We start from the raw sequence: 16,257 nt of genomic DNA, 5'->3' as shown, positions 1-16,257 counted from the left end.
TGCGCTACGGCCCAAAAACACCACGGGGCCGTGAGTCGCCATCAGTGCGCGTGCGGACGCTCCACCACCAGCTCGGACAGCACGCGCAGCAGCGCGCGGTTGACGTATTCCAGCTCCAGCTCATGCGTCTCGCACAGCTGGCGGATGGCGCCCGCGTCGTCGCTCTCCAGCGCGCAGGCCATCTCCAGGCTGGGGGCGTAGGGGCCGGTGCGCAGCACCGCGGCGTCGTACACCCGCTCGGACAGCGGCACGCGGCGCAGGATGGTGCCCAGAGGCTCGCGCAGCACCTCGTCCAGCTGCGAGAACAGTCCGCTCAGGTACACCTCGCGGCGCAGGTCTTTGCCCACGCCAGCGTCCAGCAGGTGCTCGGTCAGGCGCGCGCGCAGCACCATGCTGGCGCGGATGGGGCGCAGATCGGGTTCGGTGGCAGCGTGCGGCAACTGGTCGGCCAGCCAGCGCCCCAGCGAGCCGTAGCCCATCATCACCAGGCCGCGGCGCAGCGAATCCACGCCGGTGGACAGGCCGAGCGCAGCGGAGTTGGTGTAGACCATGAAGCGGTAGGCCAGCAGCGGATCCTCGCCCAGGATCTGCTCGAAGCGGTCGATGGACTGCTCGTCGTCGATGGCCTTCATGAGCTTGAGCACCACCTCGTGCGCGGGCTGGGGCTGGCGATGGCGCAGGCTGTAGAGCACGTCCTCCACGGGCCAGCCGGCCACGGCCAGCGCGCCGCCTTCGTCCAGGCAGTGCGTGAGCAGCGCGCGGCTGGCCACGTTGTCATACACCTGCCCGGCGATCAGCGGACTGCGCTGGCCGGCGGCACGGGGGCTGGCATCGCTGCGCCCCGCAGCCGCGGCCTGCAGGGCCTGCACGGCGTCGCTGCTGGACAGGTGCAGCAGGCTGTTGTCGAACAGCCGCGCGGTGTCGGCGTCGGGCAGGTGGTCCAGCTCGCCGCGCCACACCAGGCGCAGGCCGCGGGCGTGGGCCTGGCGCGCGCGCTCGCGGATCGCGGGCACGTCCAGCCAGGCCTGGGGCACTTCGATCCAGGGCGCGCCGCGAGGGGCGTGCTCCAGCAGGTCCACCAGCAGCTGCTGCGAGCGAGCGGACAGCAGCAGCGGCGGCGAGCTGGAGGTCCACAGTTCCTGGATGGTGCGCAGCAGGTGCGGCGCATCCACCAGGGTGGCGCCCTCGCTGTGAACGTACAGCTGGATGCCGGCCAGCCGGCGCGCGGCATTCCAGAGGGGCCGGTAGCCCAGCACCAGGCTGCCAAGAACGGATTGGACCATGGGGTAGAAGTGTGGTCAGAGCGGGATGCCGGCCATTGTCACGCCAGTCGCGCGGGCGCGCACGTGGCGAAACCCTGCGTGCGCGGCGTCAGCTGATGAAATTGAAGAGCGACAGGCGCTGCACCTGCGCGTAGGACTTGAGCGCGGCCTCGTAGCCCACGCTGGCGTTCTGGAAGTCCGAGATACCCTGCACCATGTCGAGGTCCTCCGCGCGCGAGCGGTCGGCTTCGAGCTGGATCGAGCGCTTGTCCTGGTCGCCGGTGATGCGGTCGGCGCGGTTGAGCAGCTCGCCCGCATAGCCGCGCATGTTGTGTAGGCGTTCCATGCCGGCGTCGATGTTGGCCAGGGCCTGGCCGACGGCCTGGGACGCGGCCACGCTGTCGGTGGCGTCGGTGATCCCGCGGATCGCGCTGTCGATGGTGCCCATCAGGCTGGAGCTGGGCTGCAGGGCAACGCTGTCGCCCGCCGCGGGCGTGCCCGTCAGGCTGAACGACATGACCGTGTCCGGGCCCTCGTTGATGGTGATGGGAATGGGCTGGCCGGTCTTGACGGGCGCGGTGGTCACGTTCGAGGTGGTCACCGTCCCGTCCTTGGCGGTCTTGGTCAGCGTGTAGTCGACGACGGTGGTGCCCGCTACCGGGTCCACCGTGACGGTGTTCACGGCCAGCGCATACTGCGCCCCGTCCAGTGCCTCGCGGTTGGAGGTCGTGATGGCGCTCGTTACCAGGGAACTGCCCGCGCCGCGCGTGACGGTGGCGGTGTACACGCCGTCGCGCACCGGGTCGAACATCAGCGCGGCATGCCCGTCCACGGTGGTGGGGATCGCCGCGCCACTGCTGGCCGCCTGCCCGGGCAGCCCGGCGAACAGGTAGTCGGGGTTGCTCAGCAGCGGGCCGGTGAAGGGCTCCAGCGCGCTGCCCAGCGCGCCCAGCAGCGGCACGCCGTTGGTGTCCTTGCGGTTGATCACCTGCGTGAGCTGCTCGCGCAGGCTCTGGATCTGGTTGGCGTAGGTCTTGCGGTCCTCGGGCTTGAGCGCGCCGCCACCGGCGGCCACGACCAGCTGGCGAATCTCCTGCACCAGGCCCACGGCGTCGCCCAGGGTGGATTCGGCCTGTGCGATGGCGTTGCGCTGCACCTCCAGCGCGCGTTGCTCGGTCTGGATGCGGCTGATGCGCGTGAGCGCGCGCTCGGCCTGTGCGGCGGCCACGGGGTCGTCGCTGGGACGCACCACGCGCTTGCCCGCGGTGAGGTTCTCCTGCAGGTCCACCAGGGTTTTCTGCCGTGCGCTGAGGTTGCGCAGCGTGGCGTCGTACATGTTGGCGGTGCTGACGCGGTAGAAAGAGCTGCTCATGGCGATTCCTTTCAGCGGCCCATGGTCTGGATCAGGTTGTCGAAAATGTTCTGCGCGATCTGCAGCATCTTGGCGGATGCCTGGTAGGCCTGCTGGTATTGGATGAGCCGCGCGGCCTCCTCGTCCAGGTTCACACCGGAGACGGCCGTGCGGCTGGCTTCCAGGTTGCTGGCGATGGAGCCCGAAAGCTTGGCCGCGTACTGCGCGCTTTGCGTGCGCGTGCCCACCTGGGCCATGAGGCCGGCGTAGCCGTCGGACAGCGTGGATTCGTCGAACATCTTCACGTCGCGCAGCGCCATGAGGGCCGAGGCGTTGCCGGCATTGCGGGTGTACCAGTCGCCGTACTTCGGATCGAGGGCGTTGTCCACGGTGACCTTATCGCCCGCCTTGGGTGTGCCCTGCAGGGTGATCTCCCAGCCATCGATAGAAATGCGCTGGCCCGAGGTGTATCCCTCGTACCACGAAATCCCTTCCGGATCGACCGTTGCATCTAGCAACTTTGGCGGGGACGCCGACATGTCTACGGGAGCACTCTGATTGCCTGTCAGAGAGAACTTGCCGTTGGCATCAAATTCCAAGGTAACCCCTCCCGATGGAGGCAAGTCGTATGGGGGAAGCGAGGGGTCGCTCCTCGGAGACATCATTTCCGTTGCGCCATCCCAATGCAGGCCCGTGGCTTTCAGTCCCGCCAGTTGTAGTGAGCCACCATTGGACGAACCCATGGCCGCATTGATCGGGTTGGCCGCGGCCAGCTCGCGTGGCGAATGCACCAGGGCTTGCATGTTGGCCGCGGCTGTGGCAAAGGGCTTGAACAGTACACGCTCGTTGGTGCTGCCCAGAGGAGGGGTAAACGTGAACGTCAGACCATCAACCGTGACGCTGCTGGGAGGAGCCAATTCGAACTGATCGTCAATAGGCGTGGTCCGTCCGTCGGACAAGCGAATGATTTGTGCCTCGGGGGTGCCAAAGGGCGTGAAACGCACCTCGTAGTCAGAGGCAGCAAACTTTGTCGGATCGGTGAACGTGACCTCGCCATTAAGCGCAGAGTTGCCTGACAGGCCCTTGACGCTCGTGGGTACGGTAAACAGCGGTTTGCCCGGCTGTCCATCCAGCGTCAGTCCCATGGACTGCTGGTAGTTCATGGTGGTGCCGATGGCCAGCGCCATGCGCCCCAGCAGGTTGCGGCCCTCGGCCAGGTCCTGGTTGGCAAAGCGCAGCAGGCCGGCCACTTCGCCGCCGCCCAGCATGCCCTCGTTCAACTCCACGGGCGCGCCGCCCGCGGGCTTGAAGAACAGCTGCGTGAGCTGGCTTCCCGGGAACTGCTGGGATTCCGCCACCAGCACCTCGCTGGCCTTGCCGCCCAGCACCAGCGCCTGGCTGCCGCCGATGAACACGCCCACCGTGCCATCGTCGGCCGGGATCTGCGTGGTCTGGATGAACTGGTTGAGTTCGCGGATCAGCTGGTCGCGCTTGTCCAGCAGGTCATTGGGAGTCTGGCCGTTGCCCTTCACGCGGGCGATCTGCTCGTTCACGTCGGCGATGCTCTTGGCCAGCGAGTTGATGCGCGTGGCGTCGTTCTGCAGCTGCTCGTTGACCGAGTATGCGATCTCCTGCAGCTGCTCCGCGCTGCTGCGCATGCGAGCGGCCATCTCGTCCATGCGGGTGAGCGTGACGGTGCGTGCCGTGATGTCGGTGGGCGACGCCACCACATCGGCCAGCGAGTTCAGCATGTCGGTGATGGCGGCCCCCAGGCCGCTGGTGCCCCCCTGGAATACGTCCTGCAGTTGCCCCAGGCGCTCGGCGCGCACCGTGTCGCCCGCCTGTACCGCCTGGGCGGCCGCGGCCTGGCGCGTCAGCAGCTCGTTGTGATTGCGCAGGATGGTGGCCACCTGCACGCCGTTGCCGATGTAGCCTGATCCGGTGAACTGGCCCTGCACGGTCTCCATCGCCACGTTCTGGCGCGAATATCCGGCCGTGCTGACGTTGGCGATGTTGTGCCCGGTGGTCTGCAAGGCGACCTGGTTGGCGAGGAGGGCGCGGGCGCCGACGTTCAGAAGACTCATGGTTCAGTGCGTTGGTTCTTATGGGTTCAGGCCTGCGTGCCGGATGCCTGGGCCAGCACGGGCGCGCTGGGGGTGCGCGCCACGCCCAGCGTGCTCTGGATGGCGCGGCTGAGCTTGGCGGCGTATTGCGGATCGGTGGCGTAGCCGGCCTTCTGCAGCTCCGTGGCGTAGGCGACGGCAGAATGGGTCTTCTCGCGCGCCTTCTCGTAGCGCGGGTTGTCGTTGATCAGGCGTGCGTAGTCGCGGAACGACTCCTCGAACGAGTCGTAGGCGCGGAACTTGGCGACCACCTTGCGCGGCGCGCCGTTGATGTATTCGGTGGTGGTCACCTCGGCCACCTTGCCGGTCCAGCCCTTGCCGGCCTTGATGCCGAACAGGTTGAAGGAGTTGCTGCCGTCCTTGTGGCGGATCTCGCCCTTGCCCCAGCCCGTCTCGTGCCCGGCCTGGCCCAGCATGAAGCTGGCGGGGATGCCGCTGCTGCGCGCCACGCGCTCGGCCGCGGCGCGGTGGTGCTGCACGAAGTCGTCACGCCCCTTGGGCGACGCGGCACGCGGATTGTCGGCAGGCGCAGCCTTGCGCAGCGCGACGTCCATGCTCAGCGTGGAGCCCGGCACCAGCGTGGTCTGGCCGTCGCCGCCCAACTGGCGCGAGAGCTGGCGCTGGATGGCCTCGGCCAGCCCGCCGGGCTGGCCTGCCATCTGCACCGACAGCTGCTGGTCGAACAGGTCGCTGGCCAGGTTGCCCTCGGCGCCCTCCAGCAGGCCGGACTTCATCGTCGCCTCGCGCATGCTCTTGATGAGCTCGCGCATGAACAGGGATTCGAGCTGCTTGGCCGCCTCCAGCGTGGCGTCCTTGGTGGCCTGGGCGTCGCCCTGGCTGGCTTGCGCCTTGAGGCTGTTGAGTGCGCGGCCGTCCACGGCCAGCGCCTGGCGTGCGAACGTTGCGCCTGCATTGGGGAGCGAAAGGCTCATATCCACCTCCCGCCGCGCCGCACGCGGCATGGGCCTTGAATGGAAGCGGCGCCGCCGCGGGGAAGGGTGCGCAGGAGCGGCATCAGATCACCTCCAGCTCGGCGTTGAGAGCGCCTGCGGCCTTGATGGCCTGCAGGATGGCCAGCAGGTCCTGCGGTGTGGCGCCCAGCGTGTTGAGCGCGCGCACCACGTCGGCCAGCTGCGGCGAGGCGGGTACCTGCATTACCTTGCCGCCATCCTGCTGGATGGCGATGTCGCTCTTTTGCGCCACCACGGTCACGCCGCGCGACAGCGGGCTGGGCTGGCTGATGACCGGTGTGGTGCTGATGGTGATGGACAGGTTGCCGTGCGCGATGGCGCAGGGGCCCAGCGTCACCGCCTGGTTGAGCACGATGGAGCCGGTGCGCGCATTGATGACCACCTTGGCCGCGGGCGTGGAGTCGGGCAGTTGCAGCTCCTCCAGCTCGGCGATGAAATTCACCCGCGCGCCGGGGTCCTGCGGCGCGCGCACCTGCACGGTGCGCCCGTCCAGCGCCACGGCGGTGTCCGGGCCCGAGCGTGCGTTGATGGCCAGCGCCACCTTGCGCGCGGCCTGGAAGTCCGAGGCATTCAGGCCCAGGGTGATGGTGTCGCTGTCGTGCAGCGGCGTGGGCACGGCGCGCTCGACCTGGGCGCCGTCGGGGATGCGTCCGGCGCTCAGGTGGTTGATCTGCACCTTGCTGCCGCCGGCCGATGCGCCCGCCCCGCCCACCACCACGTTGCCCTGCGCCAGGGCGTAGATCTCGCCGTCCGCGCCGCGCAGCGGCGTGGCGATCAGCGTGCCGCCCTTGAGCGACTTGGCGTTGCCGATGGAGGACACCGCCACGTCGATCATCTGCCCCGGCTGGGCGAATGCGGGCAACTGCGCCGTGATCACCACCGTGGCCACGTTCTTGAGTTGCGGCGCCGTAGTGCCCGGCGGCAGGCTGATGCCCGCCTGCTGCAGGTAGTTGGACATGGCCTGCGCGGTGAACGGCATCTGCGTGGACTGGTCGCCCGTACCGTCCAGGCCCACCACCAGGCCGTAGCCGGACAACTGGTTGCTGCGCACGCCCTGCACAGTCGCGATTTCCTTCAGGCGCACGGCCTGCGCGGGCGCGGCCAGGCCCAGGGCGGTGGCCAGGGCCACCAGGCAATGGACGATGCGGGAGTAGGGCAAGGCTTTCATGCCCCCGATTGTGGGCAGCCGGGCCTTTAGGCAATGCGCGGAAAAGCGGGGGCTTTTGGGGCGTTTATCGGCGCTGGCGCGGCTGGTGCGGCGTGGCTTGCCGGTTGCGCGGTGTTGAGTGCCAAATAGGCCTCTGGCGCTTTACTAGAAAGCGCTAAAAGCTATAAAAATAGTAGCTTACTTGCGCGTGCGCGCGGCTCTGGCGGGCGCTGCGGCATGGCGGATGCAGTAGTAGTAGCCGTTGGGCACGCTGGCCAGGTGGTTGGGCCGCGCGCGGCCCGCGCCGTCGTGCGCAAGGGCCGTGTCGTACAGGCCCGATTGCACGTGGTACACGCCGGCCGGCTGCAGGGCCACGCCGCCGCCGTAGAAGCCTGCGGCCTCGGCGGTTTCCAGTTCTGCCGCCGTGGGCAGGGCGGCGTTCTGCGACTGGCAGTAGCGCAAGGCCGCGTCGCGCGACACCAGCCGGTCGGCATGGCCCGGCGCGGCCGTGAGCCACTGCGCGCTGCCCAGCGGGTTCTGGTGGGCCGTGAAGCGCGTGCCCTGGAAGTAGTCGAACAGGTCGCGCGCCAGCGCCTCGGCCAATAGCGGCGCGGGCGCCGTGGCGGTGAAGCTCTGCGACGCACCGCTGCGCAGCTTGACCAGCGTGGCCGTGGCCTGCACCAGCGCGCCGTCCAGCCGCGTGTAGGTGATGTAGGCGGCCAGCGTGATGCGGCCCACGCGGCTGGGAAGGTCGTCCCGTGCGGAGGGGCGCTGCAGCTGCTCGGGGGTGATGTCGGCGAAGTCGAAGCGCAGTTTGGGGTTGCGCGTGTTGATGCGCCGCGCCTGCCGGTCCAGCTCGGCGATCAGCTGTACGTTGAGGCTGCGCCCCAGCTCGGCCAGGGCCGCGCGCTCGTGGTGGGCCTGCAGGCCGTCCACCGCTTGCAGCGCGGCGGCCACCTTGGCGGGGTCGGCCTTGTCGGCATGCAGGTCGGCAATGATCTGGCGGTCCTGGCCGTAGTCGCCGAGGTCGGAGGCGCGGATCACCGGGATGTTGGGCCACACGGTGAAGGGCTGGTCCACCGGGTCGCGGAAGTCCTGCGCGCCTGCCGGAGCGCAGGCCAGTGCCGCCACCAGCGCGGCCGCGCGCAGGGCACCTGCCCACAAGCGTTGCAGCGTCATTTAGAACGGGCTGATGGTGTTGAACGCGCGCGCCAGCCAGCCCATGGCCTGGGCCTCGGCCTGCTCACCCAGGCCGCGCGAGATCACGCGCACATTGGCCACGTAGCGCGAGTCGATCACGCTGCCCGGATGGCCGGGCTGGCCGCGGCGCAGGTGGCGGGGATCGACGATGCCCGAGAAGCGCAGCACATCCACGCTGCGGTTCACGCCCACCTGCTTCTCGCCGGTGATGACCAGGTGGCCGTTGGGCAGCACTTCGGTGACGAGGGTGGTGATGTTGCTCTTGAACTCGTTCTTGCTGGCGGTGTTGCCGCTGCCGTTGAAGGTGTTCTCGTAGCCTGCGCCCAGGCCCGATCGCGCGGCCAGCTTGCCCACCGTGGAAGGGGCCAGCAGCGGCAGCGCCGTGATGCTGCCCTTGGTGTCGCCGTTGCGGTTGACGTTGGACTTGGTGTCCTGCTTGGCGTCGATGCTCTCCAGGATCTCGATGGTGACCATGTCGCCCACCAGGCGCGCGCGTTGATCCTCGAAAGCAGGCCGGTAGCTGGCGGCATGGAACAGGCTTCCCGAGGCCGGGCCGGCGGGGCGCGGCAGGGCGGCGATCGGGGGCGGTGTGGTGGGAAGCACGTCCACCGGCGGGGGCGGGTTGATGCTGGCGCAGCCGGCGGCCAGCGCGGCAGCGGTGGCCGCTGCCAGAAGGCGCAGGAGGGAGGTGGTCATGGCAGGGTTCCTTGTCGTGCGGCTCACAGCTGCGACAGCTTGGCCAGCATCTGGTCGGACGTCTGGATAGCCTTGGAATTCATCTCGTAGGCGCGCTGGGTCTGGATCATGGTGACCAGTTCCTCCACCACGTTGACGTTGGAGTTCTCCAAGAATTTATGCCGAATTTCGCCCATCGAGTTGCTTAGTGCATCTGCCACTGTCGGTGCGCCCGACGCCACACTTTCTCGGAATAAATTATTCCCAATGGGCTCAAGCCCCGCGGGATTTACAAAGTTAGCCAGCTGGATTCTGGGGCCCGGGGTTGTTCCGGAGGAGTTTGTGATCGAAACCTGCCCGTTGGCAGCAATGCTGATGGTGTCGCCGGTATTCAGGGAAATTCTGTCGGCTAACGCATGCCCCTCAGGTGTCACGACGCTACCTTCTGTCACGCCGCTGAGGGTGAAATTACCTGCGCGGGTATAGGCGGTAGTTCCATCTGGCATTTCGATCCGGAAGAAACCATTGCCATTAATTGCAAGGTCCAGGGCATTGCCCGTGTTCTCTAATCCGCCTTGTAGAAAGTTGCGCGATGTAGCGCCTACGTTCACGCCAAGACCCAAGTGCAGGCCGGTAGGTAGTTCAGTGTTGTCGCTAGTTTGCGCGCCTACCTGTCTTTGATTTTGATACATGAGGTCCTGAAATACCGCGAAGTTGCGCTTGAAGCCCGTGGTGGACACGTTGGCGAGGTTGTGCGAGATCACGTCCAGCTGGGTCTGCTGGGCGGTCATGCCGGTCTTGGCGATCCACAGCGAATTCATCATGGCGGTAGTCCTTCAGGGTTAGCCGTTGAGGCTCAGCAGCTGGCCTGCGCTCTTGTCGTCGCTCTCGGCGGTCTGCAGCAGGCGCATTTGTTGTTCGAATTGGCGGGCGGCGGCGATCATGCCGACCATGCATTCCACCGGGTTCACGTTGGATCCCTCCAGCACGCCCGAGCGCAGGCGCGCGTTGGGGTCGGCGGGCAGTGGGTCGCCGCCGGCCGTGCGGAACAGCCCGTCGTCGCCGCGCGTGAGCGGGTTGTCCGCCGCGGGCGTGGCCAGTTTCAGGCGGGCCACGGGCTGGGGTACTTCGCCCGCCAGGCGGGCGGTGATGGTGCCGTCGGCGCCCAGCGTCACTTCGGCATTAGGGGGCACGTCGATGGGTGCGCCGCCGTCCGAGAGCACGGCCATGCCGGTGCTGGTGACCAGCTGTCCGGCGGCAGTGACCTGAAAGGACCCGGCGCGCGTGTAGGTTTCCACGCCGTCCAGACCCTGCACGGCGAACCAGGCATTACCCACGGCCATGGCGTCCAGCGGACGGCCCGTGGTCTGCGCGGGGCCGGGTGTGTCCACATGGCCCGAGGTGGCCTCCAGCGCGAACACGCGCGTGGTGGAGCCGCCGCCTTGCAGCGGCACCGAGCGGAAGTTGGACATCTCGGCGCGAAAGCCGGTCGTGGAGGCGTTGGCCAGGTTGTTGGCCAGCACCGCCTGCCGGTGCGCGGCGGCATTCGCGCCGGTCATGGAGGTGTAGATGATGCGGTCCATGGCGTGGCCTCGGCGTCAGTGGGTTATCAGCGCAGGTTGACGAGGGTGGACATCACCTGGTCCTGCGTCTTGATGGTCTGGGCGTTGGCCTGGTAGGCGCGCTGGGCGGTCATCATGTTGACCAGCTCGGCCGTCAGGTCCACGTTGGAGTCTTCCAGGGCACCGGCGCGCAGCGCGCCGAAGTTGCCATCCGTGGGCGCACCCAGCACGGGCTGGCCCGATTCGTAGGTCTCCACCCAGTTGTTGCCGCCCACGGCCGCCAGGCCCTGCGTGTTGCGAAAGCTTGCCAGCGCGATCTGGCCCTCGGCACGCGTCACGCCGTTGGAGTAGCGGGTCATGATCATGCCGTTGTTCTCGACATTGATGCCCGTGAGCTCGCCCGAGGTGTAGCCGTCTTGCCGCAGCTCGGACACAGCGAACTTGGTGCCGAATTGCGTCACGTTGTTCAGATCCAGGGTGACGGGGAAGGGGGCGGGCGCCGGGTTGCCGCCTGGTGCATTGGGGCTGTTGGGGTTGGCGGGGCTGGGGTTCACGTTCAGCGCCAGTTCGAACGACTGCTTGCCGGCTGCCGGGGGAGTGGCTGCGGTTGCTGGCTTGGGGACGACGGGGGACAAGGAGCCATACTTTGGATCCACTGCGGGAAAGCCGTCGTTGTAGACCACTAGGTCACTTTTGAGCCTTGCTGAAGTGACGAGCGTATTGGCGGGCGCGTCCGAGTATGTGAAATCGTAAGCCTGATCGATGTCGGTAACTGTCAGCTTGGTTTGGCGGATAGCAACTATGCCCTTGTCGTCGGGGCCGTAGAACTTGACGGTGAATTCTTTGGGGAAATCATCCTTCTGAGTTTTCGTTTTGTCTGCGTTGGGTATGGATGCTGCAGTCGTAATGGGCACGATGGTGGCAGCAACGGCGCCGGTGTTGTCAAAAATGACGCGGCCTGTGGCGGCTGGCACGGTGGGCGGTGCCGTGGTCAGGTCGTTCAGCTGGTTGTAGATGTCCCAAGTGTTGGCGCCGTTCTTTTCGAAGTAGAAGGACAGCGGCGTGGCCACGCCCTGGCTGTCGTACACGTTGAGCGACGTGCCATAGGTGGTGCGAGGCGTTTCGGGCACGGGCGGTGTGGCGCCGGGGTTGCCCTTGGCGTCGGTGACGCGAGCATCCAGGTTGAAGCCTGCGTTGATGCTGGTCGTCTGCTTGGCCGGAATGGGCGCGGTAGTGGGAAAGCTGAGCGGCTGGGCGGTGTTGGAGGTGCGCAGGCCGGTCACGGGGTCGATGGGGTAGCCCATGACCTGGGCGCCGTCATTGGTGACCACGTTGCCCACGTTGTCCAGCTTGAAGTTGCCGGCGCGCGTGTAGGCACGCGAGCCATCCGGCATCTGCAGCGTGAAAAAGCCGTTGCCGTTGATGGCCACGTCCAGGCTGTTGCCCGTGACGGTGAGGTTGCCTTGGTTGAACTGCTGCGCAATGGCTGACACCTCCACGCCGATGCCGGAGTTGGTGCCGCTGGACGCGCCGATGGCCGAGGCGATCATGGCCGCGAATTCGGTGCGCGAGGCCTTGAAGCCTGTGGTGTTGGCGTTGGCGATGTTGTGGCCGATCACGTCGAGGTTCTTGGCCGACGCGTTCAGGCCCGAGAGGCCTTGCTGGAAACCCATGGTGTTCTCCTGGAGGAAAGCGCGGCTCTCAGAGCACGCTGTGAATGCGGAAGTAGTTGACGATGTCGCCGTTGTCCAGCGTGAGCGTCAGCGCACCGGCGTTGGAGCCCGTGGCGACCACCTGCGCCTCGGACAGCCCTGTCGCGGTGACCGCCGTCTCGCCCGACGTGGCCCGCACGCGGAACCGCAGGTCGGCGGCGTTGCCGCTGTAACCGGCGGCGTCCCACTCGAAAGAGCGGCGGCCCTTGTCCTGTGCGCCGAGGTCCACGGTGTCCACCACCACGCCGCCGGGCGTGACGATGTCCACCTGCACGTCGGTGGCGGTGTTGTCCAGGTTGAAGTAGCCCTTGCCCTTGCCGTCGCTGACGCTCAGGCGGTCGCCCTCGGTCAGCACCGAGCGGCCGATGAGCGAGATGCCCTGGATCTGCTGCATGGTCGAGAACTCCTCGGCCATGGTTTGCATGGTGAGGTTGAGCGTCTGTATGCCGGTGACGGTGTTGATCTGCGCCATCTGCGTGGTCATCTGCGCGTTGTCCAGGGGGTTCATCGGGTCCTGGTTGTTCAACTGCGCGACCAGCAGCTTGAGGAAGCGGTCTTGCATGGCCGCGGGGTCGTTGGTCGCGTTGGCCGAAGCGCCGGTGTTGGTCGTGGCGGTGGTGCCGATGGGGTTGAGGATCATGGCGTGCTTTCGGAGGGCGGTTTACTGGCCCATCTGCAGGGTCTTGAGCAGCAGCGTCTTGGCCGTGTTCATGACCTCCACGTTGTTCTGGTACGAGCGCGAGGCCGAGATCATGTTGACCATCTCCTCCACGGCGTTCACGTTGGAGTGGGTCACGTAGCCCTCGGCGTCGGCCATGGGGTTGGCCGGGTCGTGCACGCGGCGGCCGGGCTGGTCGCTCTCCTGGATGGACGACACGCGCACGCCCGCGGCGCTCTCAGGCCCCATGGGCGCGGTCTGGAAGACCACCTGGCGCGCCTTGTACGCCTGGCCGTCGGGGCCGGCCACGGCGTCCACGTTGGCCAGGTTGCTGGCCACGACGTTCAGCCGCTGCGACTGCGCGCTGATGGCGCTGCCCGAGACGTTGAAGATGGAGAACATGGACATGGCGGGTGCTCTCTTTCGGGATTACTGGCCCTGGATGGCGCTGAGCATGGTCTTGGACTGGCCGTTGATGAAGCGCAGGGTGGCCTCGTAGCGCACGGCGTTGTCCACGAACGCGGCGCGCTCGCGGTCCATGTCCACGGTGTTGTTGTCCAGGCTCGGCTGGGTCTGCAGGGCATAGCCCAGCGTGCTGTCCGAGCTGCCACTGGCGGCTGCCGGCAGCGGGATGTGGCGCGGGTCGCTCACGCTCTGGCTGCGCAGGGGGCTGGGGTTCTGGGCTTCGTTCACGGCACGCATGGCATCGGCAAACTTGAAGTCGCGCGCCACGTAGCCGGGCGTGTCCGCGTTGGCGATGTTGCTCGCGATGGCACGCTGGCGCTCAGAGCGCAGCAGCAAGGCGCTTCCGTGAAAGTCCAGGCGGTTGGTCATCTTGTCGAGCATGTGGGCCTCGGCGTGTAAAAAAAGGGGTTCGGCCGCCATGGCCCAGGGGGCTTGTGGCGTGCGTCGATTATGGAAATCGCCCCGTTTTTCTAAAGCGCGAAGAGCGCTGGGATTGGCCCGTTGTTCCGCGCTTGGCGCATGCGGTGGCCAGCCTACAGTGGCAGGTGTGAAAAGGCGTCCGGGGCCCGTTGTGCCGGACTGCCGCCAGACCCGTTGGAGTCCCGTCATGCCGCTTCCTATCCTGCGCTCATCCCGCCTTGCCTGCCTTCGCTTCCTGATGGGCGGCGCGCTGGCGCTGGGCTCTGCCCTGGCGCTGTCCGCCCATGCCCAGCAGGGAGGCGATCAGACCGCCGAGCTGGGCTCGATCACCCAGCACTGGCTGGACGATGCGCTGGCCCAGGCGCAGGCTGGGGGGCTGCCGCTGCGCATGGAAGTCAGTGTGGGCACGCTGGATTCGCGCCTGCGCCTGGCGCCCTGCGCGCGCGTGGAACCCTATCTGCCCGCTGGTGCCCGCCTGTGGGGGCGCACCCGCCTGGGCCTGCGCTGCGTGGACGGCCCCACCCGCTGGAACGTGTTCCTGCCCATCACCGTCAAGGCTTTCGGCCCCGCTTGGGTGCTGGCCGGCAATGTGGGCACCGGCGCAGTGCTGAGCGAGCAAGATGCCATCGAGGCCGAGGTGGACTGGGCCGCAGAACCCGCGGCCATCGTGGCCAACCCCAAGGACTGGGTGGGGCAGACCGCCACCCGTCCGCTGTCCGCCGGCCAGGCGCTGCGCCAGAACATGGTGCGCGCCCCCGACCTGTTCAAGGCCGGCTCTGCGGTGCGCGTGGTGGTGCAGGGGCCGGGTTATGCGGTCACCTCCTCGGGCCAGGCCATGAGCGCGGGCGCTCAAGGACAGAATGTGCGCGTTCGCATGGCCAATGGGCGCATTATTGCTAGCCGTTCTCGGAAAGAGTTGCTAAGGTAGCCCTGATTGGCCCACAATGCGCCCCAGTCAACGACTGGGGCGCTTCTTTGTCTGAGGTGAAATCGCTTCCAGGAGCGGTTTCGTCCGGCGAATGGCCTTGGCGGTTCCCTCCGACCGCCGCCGGCATCCAGGTCAACCACTGCCGGAACCCTAAGTGCGCCAACTTTGGCGTACCGCCCCACAACGAGTCCAAGCGTGGGGCCGCCGCCCGAAAGCCGGGTGGATACGCACCCGGAGACTACCGCGTTGTCGCCAGCGGTAAGGGTCAACCAAATCTGTTTTGCCACCTTTGCAGGGAAAGCTTTCCCATGCAGAGCAATCTGGCCATCGCGGAAGAGTTATTGCGAATCGGCAGATACCTGGAGCCCCAGCTTCCAACGTGTCCCAACGAGGACTGCGAGCTATTCCGCAAAGCCGAACCTGAACATAGTGGGCGGCACACAAGATTCGGAACTAACGCACACGGCACGCCGCGATTCAAGTGCGGAGCCTGTCGAAAGATATTCGTCTTTGGCGGTCGCTCGACAAAGCGCCAACAGAAAACCCATCCGAACATTGGCATATTCGAGCATCTGATGAATTCGATGCCCTTGCGGCGAATCATCAAGGTGCTGGGAATTTCGCCTGCTATTCTCTACGACCGAATCGACTTTATCCACGAGCAATGCCAGATTTTTGCTGGCGAGCGAGAGCGCGGGCTTCTTGACCGGGAGGACCTCGGCAAGAGGTATATCTCGACCGACCGACAAAAGCTCATTGTCAACTGGTCGGACCGGAAGAGCAGAAAGAACACTGTCCTCCTTTCCATCGCGAGCGCCGACCAAATAACAGGCTACCTGTACGCGGCGAACGTCAACTTCGATGGCGAGATGGATAGTGAGAAGGTCAAGGAGGAGATGACCAAATTCGGCGACCAGCGATTGGCAAAACCCTTTCGACGGTTTGCTCGGGTTTGGTTACCCCAAGACTGGGATGACGCTGCGGTACGGGCTGCCGCGAGCCGTAAGGGCACCCGACGGGCCAGCGAGGAGCCAACTGAGCTGCCTGGGGAGCTGCTCGCGGCTGTCAAGGACACCTATGACGCGGCTCAGGAGCGCGAGGACATCGAGAGCGGCGACGACCCCTCGACGGCGACCAGGGCGCCGGCCAAGGGCATGCTCTTGCACGAGCAGACCGTCATGGCGGCACATATTCAGTTCGTGACGAGATTGCTGCAGAAGGCAGAGAAACTAAGATTCTTCGTTGACCAAGAATCTGGTATTCGGGCTGCAATCTTGGTGAGCGTTCCGGAGCGCGTTCTAAATAGGACCGCAGACGCATTCTACGTAAAGGTCCTCAAGGAATTCACGGTTGACCAGAAGAAGGGGATTGTTGGCGCTGCCAAGCGGCGACTCCGGAAGGTAATGAGTGACGCCGGAGTTGACGAGGAAGAGGCCAGCTTAATCCTGGCCCTGGAAGAGTTAAGCAGCCCAACACTTATTGGCAAGTGGGGCGACCCTTGGTTTCGACATCCAATCGCGGACATGCGAGAGCCACAAAAGGGAGTTTCGTGGCTCACTGATATTGACGAACCCGAGACTGACCCGGAAAAGCGGAGTGACCAGCTTCGTCATTTTGCCCGGCTGCACCTGAAGGCGTCATTGACGGCTGTTGATAGATTCTTCATGCAAGTTCGACGGGCGCTCACGGTAGCCGAACGAGGGGTTATCAGCGCGAGCGCCGACAGAAGACTTTGGTTTGGTAAGAATGCCTATAACCCAGCGGTTCTGGTGAAACTGGTAGA

The 16,257-nt window shown here is 66.2% G+C and carries 15 protein-coding genes; 2 read left to right on the top strand and 13 right to left on the bottom strand.

Annotated elements, in window-relative coordinates; genetic code table 11:
- Nucleotides 1-41: 41 nt before the first annotated feature.
- The 13 genes from BV908_RS10285 to flgB all read right to left on the bottom strand — a co-directional run bounded on the left by BV908_RS10285 (nucleotide 42) and on the right by flgB (nucleotide 13,507).
- Nucleotides 42-1,283 carry an HDOD domain-containing protein gene (locus tag BV908_RS10285; protein WP_103738062.1) on the bottom strand — a complete coding sequence of 414 codons (1,242 nt, stop codon included), beginning with the start codon at nucleotides 1,281-1,283 and terminating at the stop codon, nucleotides 42-44.
- Nucleotides 1,284-1,371: 88 nt separating this feature from the next.
- Nucleotides 1,372-2,634 carry a flagellar hook-associated protein FlgL gene (gene flgL / locus BV908_RS10280; protein WP_103738061.1) on the bottom strand — a complete coding sequence of 421 codons (1,263 nt, stop codon included), beginning with the start codon at nucleotides 2,632-2,634 and terminating at the stop codon, nucleotides 1,372-1,374.
- 11 nt (nucleotides 2,635-2,645) lie between these two features.
- Nucleotides 2,646-4,697, bottom strand: a complete 2,052-nt coding sequence (gene flgK / locus BV908_RS10275; protein ID WP_103738060.1) for a flagellar hook-associated protein FlgK — start codon at nucleotides 4,695-4,697, stop codon at nucleotides 2,646-2,648.
- 26 nt (nucleotides 4,698-4,723) lie between these two features.
- On the bottom strand, nucleotides 4,724-5,668 hold the full coding sequence (gene flgJ, locus BV908_RS10270; protein WP_103738097.1) for a flagellar assembly peptidoglycan hydrolase FlgJ: 945 nt from the start codon (nucleotides 5,666-5,668) through the stop codon (nucleotides 4,724-4,726).
- 82 nt (nucleotides 5,669-5,750) lie between these two features.
- On the bottom strand, nucleotides 5,751-6,875 hold the full coding sequence (locus BV908_RS10265; RefSeq protein WP_103738059.1) for a flagellar basal body P-ring protein FlgI: 1,125 nt from the start codon (nucleotides 6,873-6,875) through the stop codon (nucleotides 5,751-5,753).
- 177 nt (nucleotides 6,876-7,052) lie between these two features.
- Nucleotides 7,053-8,033, bottom strand: coding sequence for a hypothetical protein (locus tag BV908_RS10260; RefSeq protein WP_103738058.1), 981 nt, complete (start codon nucleotides 8,031-8,033; stop codon nucleotides 7,053-7,055).
- Nucleotides 8,034-8,750: a flagellar basal body L-ring protein FlgH gene (locus tag BV908_RS10255; protein WP_015914367.1), complete on the bottom strand. Its 717-nt coding sequence runs from the start codon at nucleotides 8,748-8,750 to the stop codon at nucleotides 8,034-8,036.
- A gap of 23 nt (nucleotides 8,751-8,773) precedes the next feature.
- Nucleotides 8,774-9,553, bottom strand: a complete 780-nt coding sequence (gene flgG, locus BV908_RS10250; protein WP_103738057.1) for a flagellar basal-body rod protein FlgG — start codon at nucleotides 9,551-9,553, stop codon at nucleotides 8,774-8,776.
- A gap of 18 nt (nucleotides 9,554-9,571) precedes the next feature.
- Nucleotides 9,572-10,312: a flagellar basal-body rod protein FlgF gene (flgF, locus tag BV908_RS10245; RefSeq protein ID WP_103738056.1), complete on the bottom strand. Its 741-nt coding sequence runs from the start codon at nucleotides 10,310-10,312 to the stop codon at nucleotides 9,572-9,574.
- 26 nt (nucleotides 10,313-10,338) lie between these two features.
- A complete protein-coding gene (locus BV908_RS10240; protein ID WP_103738055.1) occupies nucleotides 10,339-11,964 on the bottom strand; it encodes a flagellar hook protein FlgE in 1,626 nt (541 codons plus the stop codon).
- A gap of 28 nt (nucleotides 11,965-11,992) precedes the next feature.
- Nucleotides 11,993-12,643, bottom strand: coding sequence for a flagellar hook capping FlgD N-terminal domain-containing protein (locus tag BV908_RS10235; protein ID WP_015914365.1), 651 nt, complete (start codon nucleotides 12,641-12,643; stop codon nucleotides 11,993-11,995).
- Between the two features lie 21 nt (nucleotides 12,644-12,664).
- Nucleotides 12,665-13,069, bottom strand: coding sequence for a flagellar basal body rod protein FlgC (flgC, locus tag BV908_RS10230; RefSeq protein ID WP_011806915.1), 405 nt, complete (start codon nucleotides 13,067-13,069; stop codon nucleotides 12,665-12,667).
- 21 nt (nucleotides 13,070-13,090) lie between these two features.
- Nucleotides 13,091-13,507, bottom strand: a complete 417-nt coding sequence (flgB, locus tag BV908_RS10225) for a flagellar basal body rod protein FlgB (protein WP_088888269.1) — start codon at nucleotides 13,505-13,507, stop codon at nucleotides 13,091-13,093.
- Nucleotides 13,508-13,733: 226 nt separating this feature from the next.
- Between flgB and flgA the strand changes: the two genes are divergently transcribed.
- The gene (gene flgA, locus BV908_RS10220; RefSeq protein WP_103738054.1) at nucleotides 13,734-14,474 is read left to right on the top strand and encodes a flagellar basal body P-ring formation chaperone FlgA; all 741 of its coding nucleotides are present in this window, start codon (nucleotides 13,734-13,736) and stop codon (nucleotides 14,472-14,474) included.
- Nucleotides 14,475-14,782: 308 nt separating this feature from the next.
- The coding region (locus BV908_RS10215) for a hypothetical protein (RefSeq protein WP_146052208.1) at nucleotides 14,783-16,257 on the top strand (1,475 nt) is incomplete at its 3' end.

Source organism: Diaphorobacter sp. LR2014-1 (assembly GCF_002916785.1).
Taxonomy (GTDB): Bacteria; Pseudomonadota; Gammaproteobacteria; order Burkholderiales; family Burkholderiaceae_C; genus Diaphorobacter; species Diaphorobacter nitroreducens.
The sequence above is the reverse complement of the archived record's forward strand: the minus strand, read 5'-3'. Positions and strand labels throughout refer to the sequence as shown.

What these genes read in the sequence shown, in the direction of transcription:
- BV908_RS10285 (WP_103738062.1), bottom strand. Translation starts at nt 1,283, where the DNA reads ATGGTCCAATCCGTTCTTGGCAGCCTGGTGCTGGGCTACCGGCCCCTC.
- BV908_RS10260 (WP_103738058.1), bottom strand. Translation starts at nt 8,033, where the DNA reads ATGACGCTGCAACGCTTGTGGGCAGGTGCCCTGCGCGCGGCCGCGCTG.
- flgK (WP_103738060.1), bottom strand. Translation starts at nt 4,697, where the DNA reads ATGAGTCTTCTGAACGTCGGCGCCCGCGCCCTCCTCGCCAACCAGGTC.
- flgF (WP_103738056.1), bottom strand. Translation starts at nt 10,312, where the DNA reads ATGGACCGCATCATCTACACCTCCATGACCGGCGCGAATGCCGCCGCG.
- flgJ (WP_103738097.1), bottom strand. Translation starts at nt 5,668, where the DNA reads ATGAGCCTTTCGCTCCCCAATGCAGGCGCAACGTTCGCACGCCAGGCG.
- flgA (WP_103738054.1), top strand. Translation starts at nt 13,734, where the DNA reads ATGCCGCTTCCTATCCTGCGCTCATCCCGCCTTGCCTGCCTTCGCTTC.
- BV908_RS10240 (WP_103738055.1), bottom strand. Translation starts at nt 11,964, where the DNA reads ATGGGTTTCCAGCAAGGCCTCTCGGGCCTGAACGCGTCGGCCAAGAAC.
- flgB (WP_088888269.1), bottom strand. Translation starts at nt 13,507, where the DNA reads ATGCTCGACAAGATGACCAACCGCCTGGACTTTCACGGAAGCGCCTTG.
- flgG (WP_103738057.1), bottom strand. Translation starts at nt 9,553, where the DNA reads ATGATGAATTCGCTGTGGATCGCCAAGACCGGCATGACCGCCCAGCAG.
- BV908_RS10235 (WP_015914365.1), bottom strand. Translation starts at nt 12,643, where the DNA reads ATGATCCTCAACCCCATCGGCACCACCGCCACGACCAACACCGGCGCT.
- flgL (WP_103738061.1), bottom strand. Translation starts at nt 2,634, where the DNA reads ATGAGCAGCTCTTTCTACCGCGTCAGCACCGCCAACATGTACGACGCC.
- BV908_RS10265 (WP_103738059.1), bottom strand. Translation starts at nt 6,875, where the DNA reads ATGAAAGCCTTGCCCTACTCCCGCATCGTCCATTGCCTGGTGGCCCTG.
- BV908_RS10255 (WP_015914367.1), bottom strand. Translation starts at nt 8,750, where the DNA reads ATGACCACCTCCCTCCTGCGCCTTCTGGCAGCGGCCACCGCTGCCGCG.
- flgC (WP_011806915.1), bottom strand. Translation starts at nt 13,069, where the DNA reads ATGTCCATGTTCTCCATCTTCAACGTCTCGGGCAGCGCCATCAGCGCG.